This window comes from Blastococcus sp. SYSU DS0669 (assembly GCF_054050895.1).
In genome coordinates this window covers 116,626-132,720 of record NZ_JBJHAE010000009.1, presented here as the reverse complement: position 1 = coordinate 132,720, position 16,095 = coordinate 116,626, and the positions used below count along the sequence as shown (strand labels likewise).

General features: G+C 71.7%; 19 protein-coding genes. 11 read left to right on the top strand and 8 right to left on the bottom strand.

Features of this window, described 5'->3' with window-relative positions; genetic code table 11:
* On the bottom strand, positions 1–626 hold a 626-nt coding region (locus tag ACI792_RS11920; RefSeq protein ID WP_456602771.1), incomplete at its 3' end, for a hypothetical protein.
* A 275-nt stretch (positions 627–901) separates the two neighbouring features.
* Between ACI792_RS11920 and ACI792_RS11915 the strand changes: the two genes are divergently transcribed.
* On the top strand, positions 902–1,426 hold the full coding sequence (locus ACI792_RS11915) for an ATP-binding domain-containing protein (RefSeq protein ID WP_456602770.1): 525 nt from the start codon (positions 902–904) through the stop codon (positions 1,424–1,426).
* A 91-nt stretch (positions 1,427–1,517) separates the two neighbouring features.
* Here ACI792_RS11915 and ACI792_RS11910 read toward each other — a convergent pair whose 3' ends face one another.
* Genes ACI792_RS11910 through ACI792_RS11900 form a run of 3 tightly spaced genes read right to left on the bottom strand, consistent with a single transcriptional unit; the run spans position 1,518 to position 3,417 of the window.
* A complete protein-coding gene (locus tag ACI792_RS11910; protein ID WP_456602769.1) occupies positions 1,518–2,270 on the bottom strand; it encodes a hypothetical protein in 753 nt (250 codons plus the stop codon).
* A gap of 2 nt (positions 2,271–2,272) precedes the next feature.
* A complete protein-coding gene (locus ACI792_RS11905; RefSeq protein WP_456602768.1) occupies positions 2,273–2,740 on the bottom strand; it encodes a hypothetical protein in 468 nt (155 codons plus the stop codon).
* A complete protein-coding gene (locus tag ACI792_RS11900) occupies positions 2,737–3,417 on the bottom strand; it encodes a GTPase domain-containing protein (protein WP_456602767.1) in 681 nt (226 codons plus the stop codon). The genes ACI792_RS11905 and ACI792_RS11900 overlap by 4 nt, the downstream gene beginning before the upstream one ends.
* Before the next feature lie 311 nt (positions 3,418–3,728).
* Between ACI792_RS11900 and ACI792_RS11895 the strand changes: the two genes are divergently transcribed.
* Both ACI792_RS11895 and ACI792_RS11890 read left to right on the top strand, forming a co-directional pair.
* Positions 3,729–3,899, top strand: coding sequence for a hypothetical protein (locus tag ACI792_RS11895; protein ID WP_456602766.1), 171 nt, complete (start codon positions 3,729–3,731; stop codon positions 3,897–3,899).
* A 19-nt stretch (positions 3,900–3,918) separates the two neighbouring features.
* Positions 3,919–4,740 carry a GIY-YIG nuclease family protein gene (locus ACI792_RS11890; protein ID WP_456602765.1) on the top strand — a complete coding sequence of 274 codons (822 nt, stop codon included), beginning with the start codon at positions 3,919–3,921 and terminating at the stop codon, positions 4,738–4,740.
* A 64-nt stretch (positions 4,741–4,804) separates the two neighbouring features.
* On the opposite strand, the gene ACI792_RS11885 is transcribed toward ACI792_RS11890, so the two are convergent.
* A complete protein-coding gene (locus ACI792_RS11885; protein ID WP_456602764.1) occupies positions 4,805–6,208 on the bottom strand; it encodes an ADP-ribosylglycohydrolase family protein in 1,404 nt (467 codons plus the stop codon).
* Positions 6,209–6,260: 52 nt separating this feature from the next.
* Positions 6,261–7,043, bottom strand: a complete 783-nt coding sequence (locus ACI792_RS11880; RefSeq protein ID WP_456602763.1) for a thioesterase family protein — start codon at positions 7,041–7,043, stop codon at positions 6,261–6,263.
* 199 nt (positions 7,044–7,242) lie between these two features.
* Between ACI792_RS11880 and ACI792_RS11875 the strand changes: the two genes are divergently transcribed.
* The 4 genes from ACI792_RS11875 (at position 7,243) to ACI792_RS11860 (ending at position 10,648) form a co-directional block, all read left to right on the top strand.
* A complete protein-coding gene (locus tag ACI792_RS11875) occupies positions 7,243–7,563 on the top strand; it encodes a DUF3303 domain-containing protein (protein WP_456602762.1) in 321 nt (106 codons plus the stop codon).
* 178 nt (positions 7,564–7,741) lie between these two features.
* Positions 7,742–8,386: a hypothetical protein gene (locus ACI792_RS11870; protein WP_456602761.1), complete on the top strand. Its 645-nt coding sequence runs from the start codon at positions 7,742–7,744 to the stop codon at positions 8,384–8,386.
* 130 nt (positions 8,387–8,516) lie between these two features.
* Positions 8,517–9,542: an LLM class flavin-dependent oxidoreductase gene (locus ACI792_RS11865; protein ID WP_456602760.1), complete on the top strand. Its 1,026-nt coding sequence runs from the start codon at positions 8,517–8,519 to the stop codon at positions 9,540–9,542.
* Positions 9,543–9,685: 143 nt separating this feature from the next.
* Positions 9,686–10,648, top strand: a complete 963-nt coding sequence (locus ACI792_RS11860; protein ID WP_456602759.1) for an Lsr2 family DNA-binding protein — start codon at positions 9,686–9,688, stop codon at positions 10,646–10,648.
* Positions 10,649–10,681: 33 nt separating this feature from the next.
* Here the strand turns inward: ACI792_RS11860 and ACI792_RS11855 are convergent, their stop codons facing one another.
* Both ACI792_RS11855 and ACI792_RS11850 read right to left on the bottom strand, forming a co-directional pair.
* Positions 10,682–11,059: a type II toxin-antitoxin system death-on-curing family toxin gene (locus tag ACI792_RS11855; RefSeq protein ID WP_456602758.1), complete on the bottom strand. Its 378-nt coding sequence runs from the start codon at positions 11,057–11,059 to the stop codon at positions 10,682–10,684.
* A complete protein-coding gene (locus tag ACI792_RS11850; RefSeq protein WP_456602757.1) occupies positions 11,056–11,259 on the bottom strand; it encodes a ribbon-helix-helix protein, CopG family in 204 nt (67 codons plus the stop codon). The genes ACI792_RS11855 and ACI792_RS11850 overlap by 4 nt, the downstream gene beginning before the upstream one ends.
* 208 nt (positions 11,260–11,467) lie before the next feature.
* Between ACI792_RS11850 and ACI792_RS11845 the strand changes: the two genes are divergently transcribed.
* Genes ACI792_RS11845 through ACI792_RS11830 form a run of 4 tightly spaced genes read left to right on the top strand, consistent with a single transcriptional unit; the run spans position 11,468 to position 16,054 of the window.
* The gene (locus tag ACI792_RS11845; RefSeq protein ID WP_456602756.1) at positions 11,468–12,769 is read left to right on the top strand and encodes an exonuclease domain-containing protein; all 1,302 of its coding nucleotides are present in this window, start codon (positions 11,468–11,470) and stop codon (positions 12,767–12,769) included.
* Complete coding sequence (locus ACI792_RS11840) at positions 12,766–14,418, top strand: NERD domain-containing protein (RefSeq protein ID WP_456602755.1); 1,653 nt, start codon at positions 12,766–12,768, stop codon at positions 14,416–14,418. Before ACI792_RS11845 ends, ACI792_RS11840 begins: the two co-directional genes overlap by 4 nt.
* A complete protein-coding gene (locus ACI792_RS11835) occupies positions 14,415–15,119 on the top strand; it encodes an 8-oxoguanine DNA glycosylase OGG fold protein (RefSeq protein WP_456602754.1) in 705 nt (234 codons plus the stop codon). The genes ACI792_RS11840 and ACI792_RS11835 overlap by 4 nt, the downstream gene beginning before the upstream one ends.
* Positions 15,116–16,054, top strand: coding sequence for a PGN_0703 family putative restriction endonuclease (locus tag ACI792_RS11830; protein ID WP_456602753.1), 939 nt, complete (start codon positions 15,116–15,118; stop codon positions 16,052–16,054). Before ACI792_RS11835 ends, ACI792_RS11830 begins: the two co-directional genes overlap by 4 nt.
* The last annotated feature ends 41 nt before the right edge of the window (positions 16,055–16,095 follow it).

Here is a 16,095-nt window from a genome sequence, read left to right as displayed (position 1 = left end):
GGGGGGGGCAGCGGCAGGACGGAGTCGACCGCGTCATCCACCCCGTGGACCAGGCGGTCGCCTGCAAGTACCTGCTCTGCGAGTACCTGGCCGAGCACCCCCGCTGGACCGGCGGACGACCGCGCACCGCCCACCTCGTGGCGGTGCCCGCGACCACGCTGCCCGGCGACTTCATGGCACCCGGCCTGGCCCGCTGGATGGCGCTCGACAAGACCGACGTCTCGCACGCCGCCGCACGCATCCGGGCGGCCCTGGAGAGGGTCCGTGACGAGCCGGACCCGCCGACCGCCGAGGACGTCGATCAACTGGTCGACTGCCTCGCCGGGACGGCGATCCCGCAGCAGCACCTGCTCGCCGAACTGGCCGAACGGGGGGCCGCCTGCGACCTGCTCACCAAGGACCAGGCCAAGGTGCTCGACCTGCTCACCGCGTACCACCGGGTGGAGATCCGTGGGGGAGCCGGCTCGGGCAAGACGTGGCTGGCCGTGGAGAAGCCTCGCCGGCTCGCCGCAGAGGGCCAGCGTGTCGCGCTCATGTGCTGCTCGCGCGGCCTCGCCGAGTTCCTGATGCGCCGCGTCGAGAAGCCACCCAAGCGGCATCGGCCCGCGTACGTCGGCACCTTTCACAACCTCGGCATCGACTGGGGAGTGCCCGCCGGCTCCGACGACGACAGCCGCTACTGGGAGGAGTTCCTGCCGGCCGAGATGGTGAAGCTGGCCGGCGAGCTCCCAGAGGCGAAGCGGTTCGACGCCATCGTCATCGACGAGGGCAGGACTTCGCGCAGAGCTGGTGGGACGCCGTCGTCGCGGCTCTACGCGATCCCGAGCGTGGATGCATCCACGTCTTCTCGGACGAGGGCCAGCGCATCTTCGCGCGCCAGGGGCGGCCGACCGTCGACCTCATGCCTTTCCCTCTCAACGAGAACCTGCGCAACACCAAGCAGATCGCCGGCACCTTCTCCAGCCTCGCGCCGGAGCAGATGCGGATCCGGGGCTCGTCGGGCGTGCCGGTGGGCTTCGTCCAGTGCTCGCCCGACGAGGCGGTCAGCGCCGCCGACGACGCGGCCGACGCGCTGCTCGAAGAGGGCTGGCCGCCCGAGGCTGTTGCGCTGCTGACCACGCACCGCCACCACCCGGTACAGGCGGAGCGGCAGGCGGAGGGGCAGGACGCCTACTGGGCGACCTACTGGCAGAACGACGACCTGTTCTACGGACACGTGCTCGGCTTCAAGGGGCTTGAGCGCCCCGCCGTCGTCCTGGCGGTCAACGGCTTCCGGGACGAGGCCCGTGCCCGGGAGATGTTGTACGTGGGCCAGTCACGTGCCCGCGACCTACTGGTGGTCTGCGGCGACATGGACTTGATCCGACGAGTCGGCGGCGAGGCCGTCGCTCGACGGCTCGCGACCGGCAGCACGCACATCGCTTGACCGCCGAAGGGGGAGTCGGTGGCAGCAGGCCTCCGCACCACGTCCCTACGCGCGTTCTCGCTGACGCGTGGAAGGACGGGTCCGGCGCCTACTAGAACGACACCTCGTAGGTCGCGTGGTACTTCAGCGTGCTCGTCGTGAACTGAAGGGCGCTCGTATCAACGGACAAGAATCCTGGCACCTTGAGCTGCGCGGCAGCCTTCACGTGACGAGACGACTCGCGGGACAAGTCCACCGTGTACTTGCGGGACCGGAGCTTGTTGCCGGTTGACCGCGCGCGCACAAGTTGCCCCATGAGGGGATCCGAGGTGAGTCGGGTCGTCTCGAGGAGCGCTTGGGCCTTCTCGATGTCTGCCGCGCCACCGACGTACCGGTCGTCCAAGGTCATCGTCGCGGCCAGTGCTTCAACCGTCTTCTTCTCGATGTGGCCCTTGCCCGTCACCGCAGGACGGCTTCCGCTGAGATCGACACGGGCCTCTCCCTTGTCGCTCTGCGTTTCGAGCACTTTCAGGTGGACGCGTGTCGCGCCCAGCAGCTGACAGAGTTCCGTGAAGATCAGGTGTTTCCGCTCCGCCGCGCGCTGGTGGGCCTCGTCGGCGGTCTCGTAGTCGCCTGTGTCGTAGGGCATCTGGACCAGGACGTTGCCGGGAAGCATCAGCCCCGCCCTGTCCAGCTTTGCGATCAGCGGGTCGTTCGGCTGCTCTTGCGCGGCGGAGTCCGGTACCAGCCACACGCCAGGGGAGCGCAGGAGGTCGGCGCCGTCGTCGCCGTAGCTGCAACGGTCCAGCCCCGCCTGGGTCAGGACGATGACCAGCCGTCGTGCGCTGTCTCGTGGCGTGAACATCGCTAGACCCTCCTGCTGAGGCGCCGGGTTTCGTGAAGCGGAAGGCACCCTGGCCGTCCTGCGGCGACAAGGCCTCGCAGGTGCACGCCGATGTCGGTGGGTGGTGCGACGAGCGCGACTCCGTGCTCGGCGATCTTCTTGCGTAAGGCTGTGAGCCGGTCTTCCGCCTCCGCAGCCGATACCGAGCCGAGCAGCAGAGTGGCCAGTACTCGCCGGCCGCTCGAGTCCTCGTAATCCGCTCGGGGTGCTTCCAGGACGACGTCATAGGTCCCGTCGGGGGCGTTGAGCACGCACACGGACGTGCCATCGGACCAGGTGAATCGGCGCCCGTCCGCCGTGACGGATGAGACCCTCCGGACCAGTTCCTGGCGCTCGGCGTCCTCATCGACGGCGAGGGTGTTGCCGTTGAGAAGGAAAAGAGCGGCGCCTTCGTCGGCCGCCTGGACCCAGGCTCCCTCAAGGCTTGTCATGAGGGCTCAGCTTCCAGTGCGTTCAGGAGGCGAAAGGCGATGTCTGCGCACCCGGCTTCGTCGGCCAACGAGCCAGCGATCAGTGTGCAGGTAGGGCCCATCTCCTCCGTGGCGGCCTGGATCGCCGGAACCGTGCGCGCAACGTGTTCGGGGTCAGCTGCTCGTTCCGGGCCCATCTCTCCACGGAACAGCTCGTGCTGATCCATGTGCGTCGCCACGAGAACCGTGCGACACCCTTCCTTCAGCTCGTCCTGGCGCCGCCAGTCGCGCAGTTGTCGGGTGTCTCGACGTACTCGAGCCACATACTCCTCATTCGCAGCTTCGGCGTAACTGATCAGGTACACCAAGACGTCCGCGACCTTGGCCTTGTCGTGCCATGCGCGAATGGCCTCCGGCTCGCCGCCCGGATCCCAGAGTTTCTCGATCTTGAGCTTCAACTGACCGAGACCGATGTCCGACGTCGGTTCGACACTCCGGGTTCCGCCGGTGGCGACGTACTCCTTGGGGACAACTCCGTGAGCCAGGAATTCCGAGAGCGTGGTCTTGCCGCTGAGGCGTGGCCCCATGATCAGGAACGACTTCTTGCTGGCTGCGGGCCATAGGGCGACGGCTGCTGCGGTCGCGCCGAGGACGCCGAAGGAGACAAGGGCAGCGACCGCAAAAAGAGGTACAGGCACCGTCGGAGGCTAAACGCGGCGGCGGTGCTGTTAAGGAACCGCCGCGATCTCGTGCGACACGGGGGTGCGCTGGGGAGCGTGGGGCTCGGTTCGTGCCGAACTGACCCGCTACCGGAGGCACCGGGCGATCAGCTGCCGGGGGACGGCGACGGCGCGGCTTCGAATCTCGCGGTCGTGCAGCGTCCGGTAGGCCGACACGGCGACACGGCGAGAAGTCGACAAGTCGACACACGCGCCCCTCTTGTCCCTGCCGTGCGGAACGCCTTTCGCGCCTACCGCGCCGGACCGGTTCCGCTTCGTAGCGTGGGGCCATGGCCAAGCACTTCACCGATGAGACCGCCGAGTTCAAGATGCCCCTGTCCGGCAAGCACGCCGCCCCCGACACCGGCGAGCTGGACATGATCCAGCGGTTCGACCCCGGCTTCTCCCGCCGGCGTCCCGGAGTCCCGGCCGTTCCGCCGCGGGACGACGAGACCCGCTGAGCTCAGCCGGGGGATGTGGATGCTGACGTTCAACGACCTGCTGTCTCTCGAGGGTGTCGACCCGGCGCAGGTTCGCCTGGTCCGGCACCGGGACAACCGGCTGAAGCCCGGCCGGCTCTACGAGGCCTGGCGAAACGACAGATCCGCGTTCGAGCAGTACCAGAGCGTCCAGCAGCGCATCGTGTTCGACGTGGGCGACCTGGTTGCCAGCTTCATCGTGACCGAGGCCCGGAAGACCGTGTTCGTCGGCCTCTACAAGGTCGCCGGCATCACCCCCTGCCCAGCCGGCACCGTCGACGTCCTGACAGCCGGCGACGTGTCCGGATACCACGGCTACGACCTGCGGCTGCTCGAGCAACTCGGCGACTACACCGACAAGGTCGTCATCGACTGGGGCGCCGGCACTCGGAGCTGGGTCCAGCGAGCCGCGAACCAGCCCAAGCCGGTCCTCGAGATCGCCGAGCAGTACGAACCCCGTTTCCCTGGGTTCCGCGAGTTCGTCCGGCCGGTCGACGATATCCCCACCCTTCCTCACGGCTGGCAGCAGGTGCTGCGGGCGGTGAAGGGCGTGTACCTGCTGGTCGACGTCGAGTCCGGACAGCAGTACGTCGGCTCGGCGAAGGGTGCCGACAGCCTGCTCGGCCGCTGGCTCGAGTACGCCAACGGCGGTGACGGCGGCGACGTCCGCCTCAAGGCCGTAGCCCGCCACGGCCGCCGCCACTACCAGGTGTCCGTGCTGGAAGTCGTCGACGGCAACACCCCCGACGACACCATCGAGCAGATCGAGTCGTACTGGAAGTTCAAGCTGCTCACCCGACGCTTCGGTCTTAACGCCAACTAGTCGGCAGTGCACGTGCGCCTCTGGGCTCCGGAAAGCACTTCAGTGGTGGCACTGGGGTGCGATGTCACCGCATCCGGGCGGCGAGCCGTTCCAGCGCGGCGGTGAAGCTGGCGTTCCAGAGGCCGAGGTGCGGCCAGCGCTCGGCGACGTGCGCCGTTGCCTCCTCGACCGACATCCCCTTCTCGCGCACCAGCCAGCCGCGCAGCACGAGCCCGGTGCGTGACGCGCCGCCGTGGCAGTGCACCAACAGGCGATGTCCCTCCGCCTGGAGTGCGGCCATGTCGTCGAGTACGTCGGCGAGCATGACGTCGAGATCGGCGTTGTATTCGTTGTCGGCGATGTAGGCCATGCGGTGCACCGGGTGCGGGAACGGCTCACCGAGCCGGCACAGGGAGATGACGGCGAAGTCCTCGTCGCTGTACCGGGCGCCGTCGAGGTTGCCGGCCCAGATGCCGGGCAGCACCTCTGTCGGGCCGATCCGCGGGATCACGCCCGGGTCGTAGTTCTGCTGAACCCCGCCGTCGAGCGCTGCGGCGAGCTGCTGCAGGTCGGCCAGCCCCCAGACGCGATCGCCGAAGCCGGGCACCCGCCCGTGCACCGCCGACGCCCACCGGCTCGGGATCGCGCCCATCCCGAACACCGCACCCGCCAGCCCGCCGGCGACGGCGGCCACCGTGTCGGTGTCGCCACCGAGGTCGATGACCAGCCGCAGCACCTCGGCGAAGTCGCGGCCGTTCCGCAGCGCCCACACCGCCTGCCCGAGCGTCGGCCACACCGCGCCGTTGGACTCGGTGGCCTGGTCAGGCGTCCAGACCGAGGCCAGCACCGCCGCCCACCGCTCCCGGTGTCCGGGCAGCACCGCCTCCAGCGCCGCCGGGATCGCCACCAGCGGGTCGCCCCCGTCCAGCGCCACCCGCACCAGCTCGTGGAAGATCGCGCAGCCCTCGCCCGCCGACGGGTCGCCGTGGGTCAGTGCCGAGATCCGCCGGGCGGCGTCCATCGTCGCCTCGCGCCCGTCCCGGGAGAACCGGATGGCCGCGGGCGTCGTCCGCATCAGTGAGCCGTTGCCGGCCGCGTGCCCGGAGCGGGCGAAGTGCTCGGCCGCGGCGACGTCCCAGGGTCGGTCGGAGCCGAGGACGGCGCGGGTCTGGTTGCCGATGTCGGGCGGCCCGGCCGCCGCCCACGCCCGGAACCGGTCGAAGACGTCGGCCTCCTCGAGGCCGCCGCGCTCCACCAGCGACGTCGCCACGAGCAGCGCCATCTGGGTGTCGTCGGTGAACTCACCCGGCTCCCAGCCTAGCGACCCACCACCGCACATCTCCGTCTTCGATCCGCGCGCCGGCACAGGGAAGCGGGCGGAGAACTGCCCCGGCGGTCCGAACTCGAAGGGGGCGCCGAGGGCGTCGCCGACGGCGGAGCCGACGAGCGCGCCGGCCACGCGGTGGGAGCGGTGCATGCGCGAGGTCACGCAGGCATCCTGGCCGACGGCGGTCGAGCGCGTACGGGCGACGCCGGCTGCGTCAGCGGGCCTGCACGAGCAGCGGCTGGGCGACCTCACCGATCGAACCGCGCTCGTCCGACAGCTCGCCGTGGCACAGCCCGATGCCGTCGGCGGCGATCTGCGTGCGGCAGGCCAGGTGCACCCACTCGCCGTCCGGCTCGCGGGTCAGGTGCGTGGTCATGCCCGGCGGGATGGACCACCAGCTGTCGATGGGCAGCTCCACGGAGATGCCGTTGGCGGCGTCGGCGGCGATGAGCGCGCGGTCGAGGCCGGTGAGCGGTCGGTCGGCGACCAGGGGGACGCGCACCCGGGTCCAGACGTCGGCCGGGCCGGGCTCCTCCGGGGACCCGGCGGTGTAGCGCCAGTCGATGGCCTGCCCGAAGCCCCAGTCGGGCAGGCCGAACAGGACCTGCGGCGAGGAGTCGGGGACGGGCGGTGGCGGGCTGAGCTCGGTGACCACCGGCGGGGTGGGGCCGACGGCGAGCGACCACACGCGGGCGACGGCGACCGTGCGGCCCTCCACGGTCATCACCGCCTCGGTCAGGTCGATCCGCCGTCCCGGGCGGACGGGGGAGACCTCGACGGCCAGCTCGCGGCGGGGGATGGCGCCGAAGAAGTCGACGCTGATCCGCGCCGGGCGGGTACCCGTTCCTGCCGCCCGGGCGGCGTCGGTGGCGAGGTGGGCCAGCAGTGCGGACGGCGGTCCACCGTGCTGGGCGCTGTGATCCCACGGGCTCTCCGTGGCCCGGGTGGGCGCGAACCGGTTGTCGCCCAGCGGCAGGTAGAAGGCCTCGAACTCCATGACCGGCAGTCTTACCGGACGGTCACCGTGAGGGGCTGAGAACCGTCTCGCTCGACCGCCCAGGAGTTCCGGAACAGCGACGCGCTGTGTCGACCCGTCGAGAAGTCGCCCGCCGTGCCCTCGGCGTCGTCGTCCTCCTTGCCGCGCCGGTGCACCGCCGTCACCCTGCTCTCCGCACGGGGCCGCAGGGGAGGTCCGGATGAAGTACGTCGTCACCTGGCGAGAGCGGCCGGCCGGCTCGGCCGCGGAGTACGAGGCAGCACAGAAGCGGGTCCTCGAGGTCTTCTCCGTGTGGGAGATGCCGGCGAGCCTGACGTTCCACCAGTTCGTCGTCCGCGTCGGCGAGTTCGGCGGGTATGCGGTTCTCGAGACCGACCAGCCCGCCGACCTGCAGTACCTGACCACCGTCTTCGCGTCCTTCTCCTTCACCGTCGAGCCGGTGATGGACGTGATGGACGCCGTCGCCGCCGAGTCGCGCGGCATCGAGTGGCGGGACGCGCTGCGGGGCGCCCAGCCGTAGGCCGCGCCATGACGGCGTGGCGGATCCGCTGAGGCGGTCCCCCGGGGACCGGGCGGACGTGCCGTCGCCCGATCGGGTGGCGCTGCGGCGGATGCCTGGGCGGGCGGCCGGTTGCTGTCGGTGGCGCCTGTCATGGTCCGCCCTGCCGTCACGGGGACGGCGCGGACCAGGGAGTGGCATGGGCGGATCGGTCGGTGTGCAGGCGGGGCGGGTGTGCCCCGGGTGCGGGCGGGAGGACTCCGTCCCGCTCGTCTACGGGTTGCCGGGAGGTGACCTCTTCGAGCAGGCGGAGCGCGGGCAGGTCGCGCTCGGTGGCTGCCTGGTGCCGGGGGAGATGGAGGCGTTTCTCTGCCGCAGCTGCGATATGGCGTGGGGGAGCGAGTCGGACCCCACCGCCGACGAGGCCGAGCTGGCCGGCCTGCTCGACGTGGAGCACCTCGAACTCTTCCGGGCGCTGGGTACCGGGTGGCGGCGAGAGGACGCGGCCGACGGTCAGGACGGCGTGCGGTGGTTCGTCAGCGGCGAGCCGGCGCAGCTCGCGGTCGGCGTGCAGGGCCCGTGGTTCGTCCTGGCCCGGCCGCTCACGTCCTGGGGTCAGCACCGCCCCGGCCCCCTGCTGGGTGATGAGCCGCGGCTGACCCGCGACGACGTCCTGCACCAGCCGGACCTCGTCGCCGAGATGGCGGAGGCCATCGCGTCGCACCGGCGGCGGTCCTTCCGCTGGTGCCGCACCTGCCGCCGGTCCACCCCGCCCGAGGCGTTCGTCGCCGCACAGGGGTCGTGCGAGCAGTGCGCCTCCGCCTTCGGCGACGGGGACGAGTGACGCCGAGCCCCGCAGGGCCGAGGACGACGCCCGCGCCAGCCCGGTGCCTGGTGCCTGGTGCCTGGACCGAGCCATCGGCCAGCGCTCCTCTGTGACCATGGGACGACGACGTCGACCTGAGGAGCCGAGCATGCCCGCCCCCGGTACCCCGCTGGAGAAGCTCGGCTTCCTGACGATCGGCCTGTTCGACCCCGCCGATCCCCGCGCCGGTCACGAGACCATCCTCGAGGTCATCGCGCTCGGCGAGCAGCTCGGTTTCGACAGCGCCTTCGTCCGGCACCGCCACCTGCAGTACGGCATCTCCTCGCCGATCGCCGTCCTGGCCGCCGCCACGCAGCGCACGAGCCGCATCGAGCTCGGCACCGCCGTCATCCCGCTCGGCTGGGAGAACCCGCTGCGGCTGGCCGAGGACCTCGCCACCGTCGACATCCTCTCCGGCGGGCGGCTCAACCCCGGCGTCAGCGTCGGCCCGCCGATGCGCTGGGACGACGTCAAGAAGTCGCTGTACCCCGACACCGCCGACGCCGAGGACTTCAGCTACGAGCGCGTCGAGCGGCTGCTCCGGTTTATCCGCGGCGAGCAGGCCGGCACCGTCCGCGGCCGCGAGGGCATCGAGGAGTGGTCCGACCGGGTGGAGCCGCACTCACCCGGACTGCAGCACCGCCTCTGGTACGGCGGCGCCAGCACGCGCTCGGCGCAGTGGGCCGGCGAGCACGGCATGAACTTCCTGACCAGCAGCGTGGTGAAGGCTGAGGAGGGCTCCGTCGACTTCGCCGAGATCCAGGCCGCTCAGATCCGCGCCTTCCGCGCCGCGTCGCCGGCGGGGGAGTCCGCTCGCGCCTCGCAGGGCCTCGTCGTCATCCCCACCGACTCGGCCACCGACGAGCAGCGGGCCAGGTACGCCGCCTACGTCGAGTCGCGCATGCCGCGCGTCGGCGTCCCGCAGGGGGCCGGTCGGCTGCTGTTCGCCCCCGATCTGCTCGGCACCTCCGAGCAGATCGCCGAGGCGCTCCACGCGCACGCCGGCTTCCGGGAGGTGCGCGAAGTGGTCTTCGCGCTGCCCTTCAGCTTCGAGCACGACGACTACGTGCAGATCCTCACCGACATCGCCACCCGCCTCGGGCCCGCGCTCGGCTGGGGCCCCGCCAACGGGTGATCGGCGTCAAGGGCGCCGGAGGCCTGCTGGGACGGCATCGGGGACGTGCGGTCGATCCCCGCCGTCCGCCGACGTCGCACTGCACCGCGCTGCTCACCGGTGGAGATGCCCAGGGACCGATCTCGCCGTGCCAGGCTGGAGCCGTGGTCGAGGACCTGCTCGTGGCGCGCAACCCCGACCCGGACTCCACGCTGCCCTACCTGGTGCGCATCCCGCTTGGCCCGTCAGGCGTCGTCGTCAAGGCCAAGGAGCCGTGGCCGCGGGCGACGAAGGTGTACTGCCACCGGGCCGAGGAGTGGCCGGCCGACGCGGAGATCGTCGAGCGGCACCCCGTCCGCTCCTGCTCCCGCCGTGGTCCCGCGATCGACCTGGTGCTCGCCCGGGCACGGGAGAACCGCTCGCAGCTGGTCATCACCCGGGCCCGCGGCCGAGAGATGATCTTCTGGCAGTCGCCCCGGACGACGAAGCAGGCCCGCCCCGGAGTGCACCTGCCCACCGCTCGGGCGCACGGCCAGGTGCTCGACATCCTGGTCGACACCGGGGAGAAGTACCCCTACGCGTTCGGGGGCCAGCAGGCCACCACCCGGCGGCAGCGGCTCGCGGCCGGTGACTACGCCGTCGAGCTCGGCGGAGACGTGGTCGCCGCCGTCGAGCGGAAGACCCTCGAGGACCTCGCCGGCAGCCTGCTGTCGGGGAAGCTCACCTACGCCCTCGCCGAGCTGACGGCGCTGCCGCGCGCCGCCGTCGTGGTGGAGGACCGCTACAGCCGGCTGTTCAAGCTGCCGCACAACCCCGGCGCCCGGGTCGCCGAAGCGCTGGCCGAGGCGCAGGCCCGCTTCCCCTCCGTGCCGGTCGTCTTCTGCGAGACCCGGCCGCTGGCGCAGGAGTGGACCTACCGCTGGCTCGGCGCCTGCCTCGCCGAGCTGGGGGCGGCGCGCGCGACCGAGACGGTCGAGGGCTCGTTCACTCCCGGCCGGCCGGTACCGGCCCGGCCCGCGTCGCCCGCCGAGATCCGGGCCTGGGCCCGGACGCAGGGCATCGACGTCAGCGACCGCGGCCGGATACCGGCCGACCTGCTCCGTCGCTATCACCAGTCGGCGGGCTGATCGGTGCGCTACCCGCAGCCGAGGAGCCGAGCGTCAGGCCCAAGGCTGGGTGCCCGCGGCCAGGCGCGCGGCGATCGGCTGGACTTCGTCGAGGTCGCCGGCTGAGACCGCGATCACCAGGTCGTAGGCCTCGTCGTTCGAGAGGGTCAGCCGGAGGCCGTTGAGACCGTAGAACGCGATCGTCCCCGCCAGCGCCAGGCGCTTGTTGCCGTCCACCAGCGCGCGATTGCGGGCCAGGGAGTGCAGGAGTGCCGCCGCCTTCCCGTAGATCGACGGGTAGGCGTCCCCGCCGAAGGCTGTCGCCCGCGGCCGGGCCAGCGCGGACTCCAGCAACCCGGCGTCCCGCACCTGCACCTCACCCAGCGTGCGGGCCGCCACGTGCAACAGGTCGTCCAGGTCGAGGTGGATCACTGGCCGAGGCGATCGAGGGCTTCGGCGTACCGGGGCAGCTCCTCGTCCAGCACCCGGTCCAGCAGCTCCCGCTTGCTGGTCCGCTCGATGTAGTCGCGCACCGCCTGCCGGGCGACCTCCTGCATGGAACGCCCCTCGAGCTGCGCCCGGCGGCGCAGCGCGTCGGTCTCCTGCTCGTCGAGGCGAAGGGTCATGGCCATGCGGCAGATGATACCGCGCTTGATACCAATCGCCCTGCGACAGGAGGTGCAGACGACCCACGCGGACCGCCTGCGGGTGCCCTGGGGCTGGTGTGGCAGGAGCGGACCGGTTCGGCCCGAAACCCGCGGTTCTGTCCTCCCGCCGTGTCATGGTCCGCGCGTTCGTACCCCTCGGTCGACGTCCGGCCGCGAGCCCGAAGGAGCCGTCGTGACCGTTGCCGTCGTCGACGTGGAGACCACCGGCCTGTCGCCGAGGACCGACCGGGTCGTGGAGATCGGCGTCGTCATGCTCGACGACCGCGGTGAGGTCGAGGCCGAGTTCGAGACCCTGGTGAACCCTGGCCGGGACGTCGGCCCGACCGCGCTGCACGGCATCAGCGCCGGCGACGTCGTCGACGCACCGGCCTTCGCCGACGTCGCGGCGCACCTGCGCTCACTGCTCGCCGGGCGGGTGCTCGTCGCCCACAACGCGCTGTTCGACCTGCGCTTCCTCGCCCGCGAGTTCGGCCGCGCCGGTCAGCCGACCGGGCTATCGCCGACTCTGTGCACGATGCGCCTGGCGCCGCTGTTCTTCGGCTCGGGCACCCGGTCGCTCCAGGCGCTGTGCGGCTTCCTCGACATCCCGCTGGTGCACGGCCACGCCGCGCTGCACGACGCCCGCGCCACCGCCGAACTCATGCTGGCCATGCTCGCCTCCGACCTCGGCGGCGGGTCGCTGGCCGGCGCCGGGGTCCGCGTCGACTTCGCCGACGACGGCAGCTACCGCGGCTTCGAGGCGCTCGACGGTGGCTGGACCGACCTGGTCGCCGCCGCGAGCGCGGACGTCGACGGCAGCACCTGCCCGCCGTGCCGGACGCTGCCCCGCGAGGCCGCGACCGCCGCCGTCCGCGAGCGGGACGGCTACCTCTCCCGCCTCGTCGCCGCGCTGCCGGCGCTGGACGACGCCCCGCCCAGCATGGCGCCGTACCTGACCGTGCTCGACCGGGTGCTGGAGGACCGGCTGGTCAGCGTCGCCGAGGCCGACCAGTTGGTCTCGCTGGCCGGCGAACTGGGCTGCGGGCCCGACCACGTCACGGCCGCGCACCGCATCTACCTCGAAGCGCTGGCCACCGCCGCCTACTCGGACGGCGTGGTCACCGACGGGGAGCGGACCGATATCGAGCGCGTCGCGGCGCTGCTCGGCATGCGGAGCAAGGACGTCGACCTGGCGCTGTCGGTCGTCCGCAGCGGCGCTCAGGTCTCGCTGCCCCGGCGGGCCGAGGTCTTCGCGCCCGGCGACCGGGTCGTCTTCACCGGCGCGATGAGCCGCACCCGCGACGAGCTCGAGCAGGCCGCCCGGGACGCCGGCCTGCGGCCGATGTCCTCGGTGTCGAAGCAGACCGGCGTCCTCGTCTGCGCCGACCCGTACTCGCAGTCGGGCAAGGCCAGCAAGGCGCGGGCGCTCGGCGTCCGGGTGATCAGCGAGGCGGTGTTCTTGGAGGCGCTCTCGGTGACCGGGGCGCGCGCGTGACCGCCCGGCTGTTCCCCGACGACCCGCAGTTCGCCCACGCCTCCGAGGAGTTGTTCGTCCGGACGCTGCGCGACCAGCTGCCCGACGACGCCGCCGTCTTCTGCAACGTCCGGCTGAGCGACGGGCAGCGGGACCGCGAGGCCGACGTCGTCGTCGCCTGGCCGGGCGTGGGCGTCGCCGTCGTCGAGGTCAAGGGCGGCAGCGTGACGCTGCAGCGGGGGGAGTGGCGGCAGGGCGGGGACGGCACCGACCACGTGATCCACCCGGTCGACCAGGCCGTCGCCTGCAAGTACCTGCTGTGCGGCTACCTCGCCGATCACCCGCGCTGGTCCGCAGGCCGGCCGCGAACGGCGCACCTGGTGGCGCTGCCGGCCACCACGCTGGCACCGGATTTCATGGCGCCCGGCCTCGCCCGCTGGATGGCGATCGACACGACCGACGTCCCGCACGCCGCCGCCCGGATCAGGGCCGCGCTCGAGAAGGTCCGCGACGAGCCCGACCCGCCGACCGCCGAGGACGTCGAGGCGCTCGTCGACTGCCTGGCCGGCACCCTCATCCCGCAGCAGCACCTGCTCGCCCAGCTCGCCGAGCGCGAAGCCGCCTGCGACCTGCTCACCCGGGACCAGGCGAAGGTCCTCGACCTGCTGGCGTCGTTCTCCCGGGTGGAGATCCGGGGCAGCGCCGGCTCGGGGAAGACCTGGCTGGCCGTCGAGAAGGCCCGACGCCTCGCCGCGGACGGTCAGCGGGTCGCCGTCATGTGCTACTCGCGGGGCCTGGCCGAGTTCCTCAGGCGCCGCGTCGAGACGTTGCCGAAGCGGCAGCGACCGGCCTACGTCGACACCTTCCACAACCTCGGCATCGGCTGGGGGGTGGAGCCCGGCTCGGACGACGACAGCGGCTACTGGGAGGAGTTCCTGCCCGCGACGATGGTGTCGCTCGCGGCGCAGCTCCCGGAGGGTGAACGCTTCGATGCGATCGTCGTCGACGAGGGCCAGGACTTCGCCCAGAGCTGGTGGGACGCCGTCCTGGCGGCGCTGCGCGACCCCGACACGGGATCGCTCTACGTCTTCTCCGACGAGGGGCAGCGGATCTTCGCGCGGCAGGGTCGGCCGACGGTCGCCCTGATGCCCATCCCGCTCAACGAGAACCTGCGCAACACCAAGCAGATAGCCGGCACGTTCTCCAGCTTGGCGCCCGAGCAGATGAAGATCCGTGGCTCGTCGGGTGTGCCGGTGCGGTTCGTCCAATGCGCCACGGAGGACGCCGTCGGCGCGGCCGACGACATCGCGGATGAACTGCTGGACCACGGGTGGCCGCCCGAGTCGGTCGCGCTCCTGACCACCCACCGGCGCCACCCGGTGCAGGTCGAACGCCAGGCCGAGGGGCAGGACGCCTACTGGGCCACCTACTGGCACGACGACGACGTCTTCTACGGGCACGTGCTCGGCTTCAAGGGGCTGGAGCGGCCGGCCGTGGTCCTCGCCGTCAACGGCTTCCGGGACGAGGCGCGGGCGAAGGAAATGCTGTACGTGGCCCTGTCCCGCGCCCGCGACCTGCTCGTCGTCTGCGGCGACCTGGAACTCATCCGACGTGTCGGCGGCGAAGCAGTCGCCCGCCGGCTGACCGCGGGAAGCGGAGAGACCACGTGACCAACTCGACCATGACGTTGCCCCTCCCGGATTGGCTGGCAGCAGACGCGCGGGCCCGACCGGTGAAGGACGTCGTCGACCTCGGCGTCCCCGTGAACGAGGGCTGGTGGGTGGCGGCCCTCGATGACACGCCGTGCGCCGACGAGGTGTTCACGGCCGTCGACGGGCGTCTCACACGGGCTGGGCTCTTCCGGCTCGGCGGGCGAGCAGCTGAGTCCGCGAAGGACGCCCGCCGACTGCTCTGGGCCAGCCTCGCCTGGGGGACCGGCCGCAGGCACCGCCTGAACCGCGCCCGTCTCAGGGCAGTCCTCAAGGACCAGGACGAGCTGTCCGAGGTCCTGCGACGGGCGGCCGAGGTCAGCCGCACGGATCCCCGGACGGCCTTCCGTCTTATGCGGCCGAGCCGGAACGCCGTCACGTACCTGGGGCCGCCGTTCTTCACCAAGTTCCTGTACTTCGCCGGTGGCGGAAGTACGGAGCACCCCTGTTTGATCCTCGACTCGCTCGTGGCCAAGGCACTCCGGAAGGACTGCGGGTGGGGCGGGCTGACCGGCAGGTACGTCTGGTCAGCCGACGAGTACGCCGCTTACTGCAACCTGCTGGCGCAGTGGGCGAAGGAGCTCAGCGAGGACGACGCGCACGACGTGGTCCGGCCCGACCAGCTGGAGTACGCGCTCTTCAACCGAGGAAGGCACTCGTGACCGTCACGGACCTCACCTACGTCGCATCGGACAACGCGGTCACCCGCCGGGAACGGCGCCGTCAGTCGGCGTACCGGGAGCAGGTGCTCGCGCTTCCACCCGGGACCGCTCGGAACGGCAGCCCCCTGGGCAACTACCTCCCGGCCGAGGATCGCCGCAGCAACTTCCTCAGCGACGAGGCCGCCGACTACGCGGCCGCGCGGGTCGAGATCGTCCGCCGGGAGGGCGGCCAGCTGGAGCAGACCCGGCTGTTCACCAACATGCTCAGCTCGATGCCGCTGTGCTTCAGCGTCTTCGGTCATCTGCGCGCACATCCCGATGCCGCGGTCCGGCTCCTCTCGACGATGAAGGGCCAGGAGGTCGACGGCTTCGAGCGGGTGACCGTCGGCGGTCGGAGCATCGACGGCATCGAGTGCGAATGGGCTCCCGAGCGCCGAGAGCACCTGGAGGACGGCACCGCCTTCGACGCCGTCATCGCGGCACGGCTGCGCGACGGCCGGCGACTCCTGATCGCCGTCGAGACCAAGTACGTCGACACCTTCAGCCGGGACAAGCCGGACGCCGACAAGGACCGGAAGTACCGCAACTTCTGCGAGCAGTTCGGCATGGGACCCACTGCCTTCGACGCACTGAGCGGTCCCGCCACCCGGCAATTGCTGCGGAACGTCCTGCTCACCGAGAGCGTGCGACGAGGCGGCGCGAGCGCGATGGACTCACTCTTCGACGATGCGCTCACCCTCGTCCTCGCGCGGGACGACGATGCCGCCGCCCGGTCAGCGGTGGCGGCCGTCGAGCGGGAGCGCGGTGCGATGCCGACGGACGTCGCGTTCGTCGGGCACGGCGAGCTCGCCCGTGTCGCAAGCGCGGTGGACGGCCTAGACCAGTGGGCCGCCCGCTTCCACCGCCGCTACATCCCGCCGCTCGCCACGTCGTGACCGGCCCGTAGCTCCCTGATACGGCGTTCGGTCGCCACGGG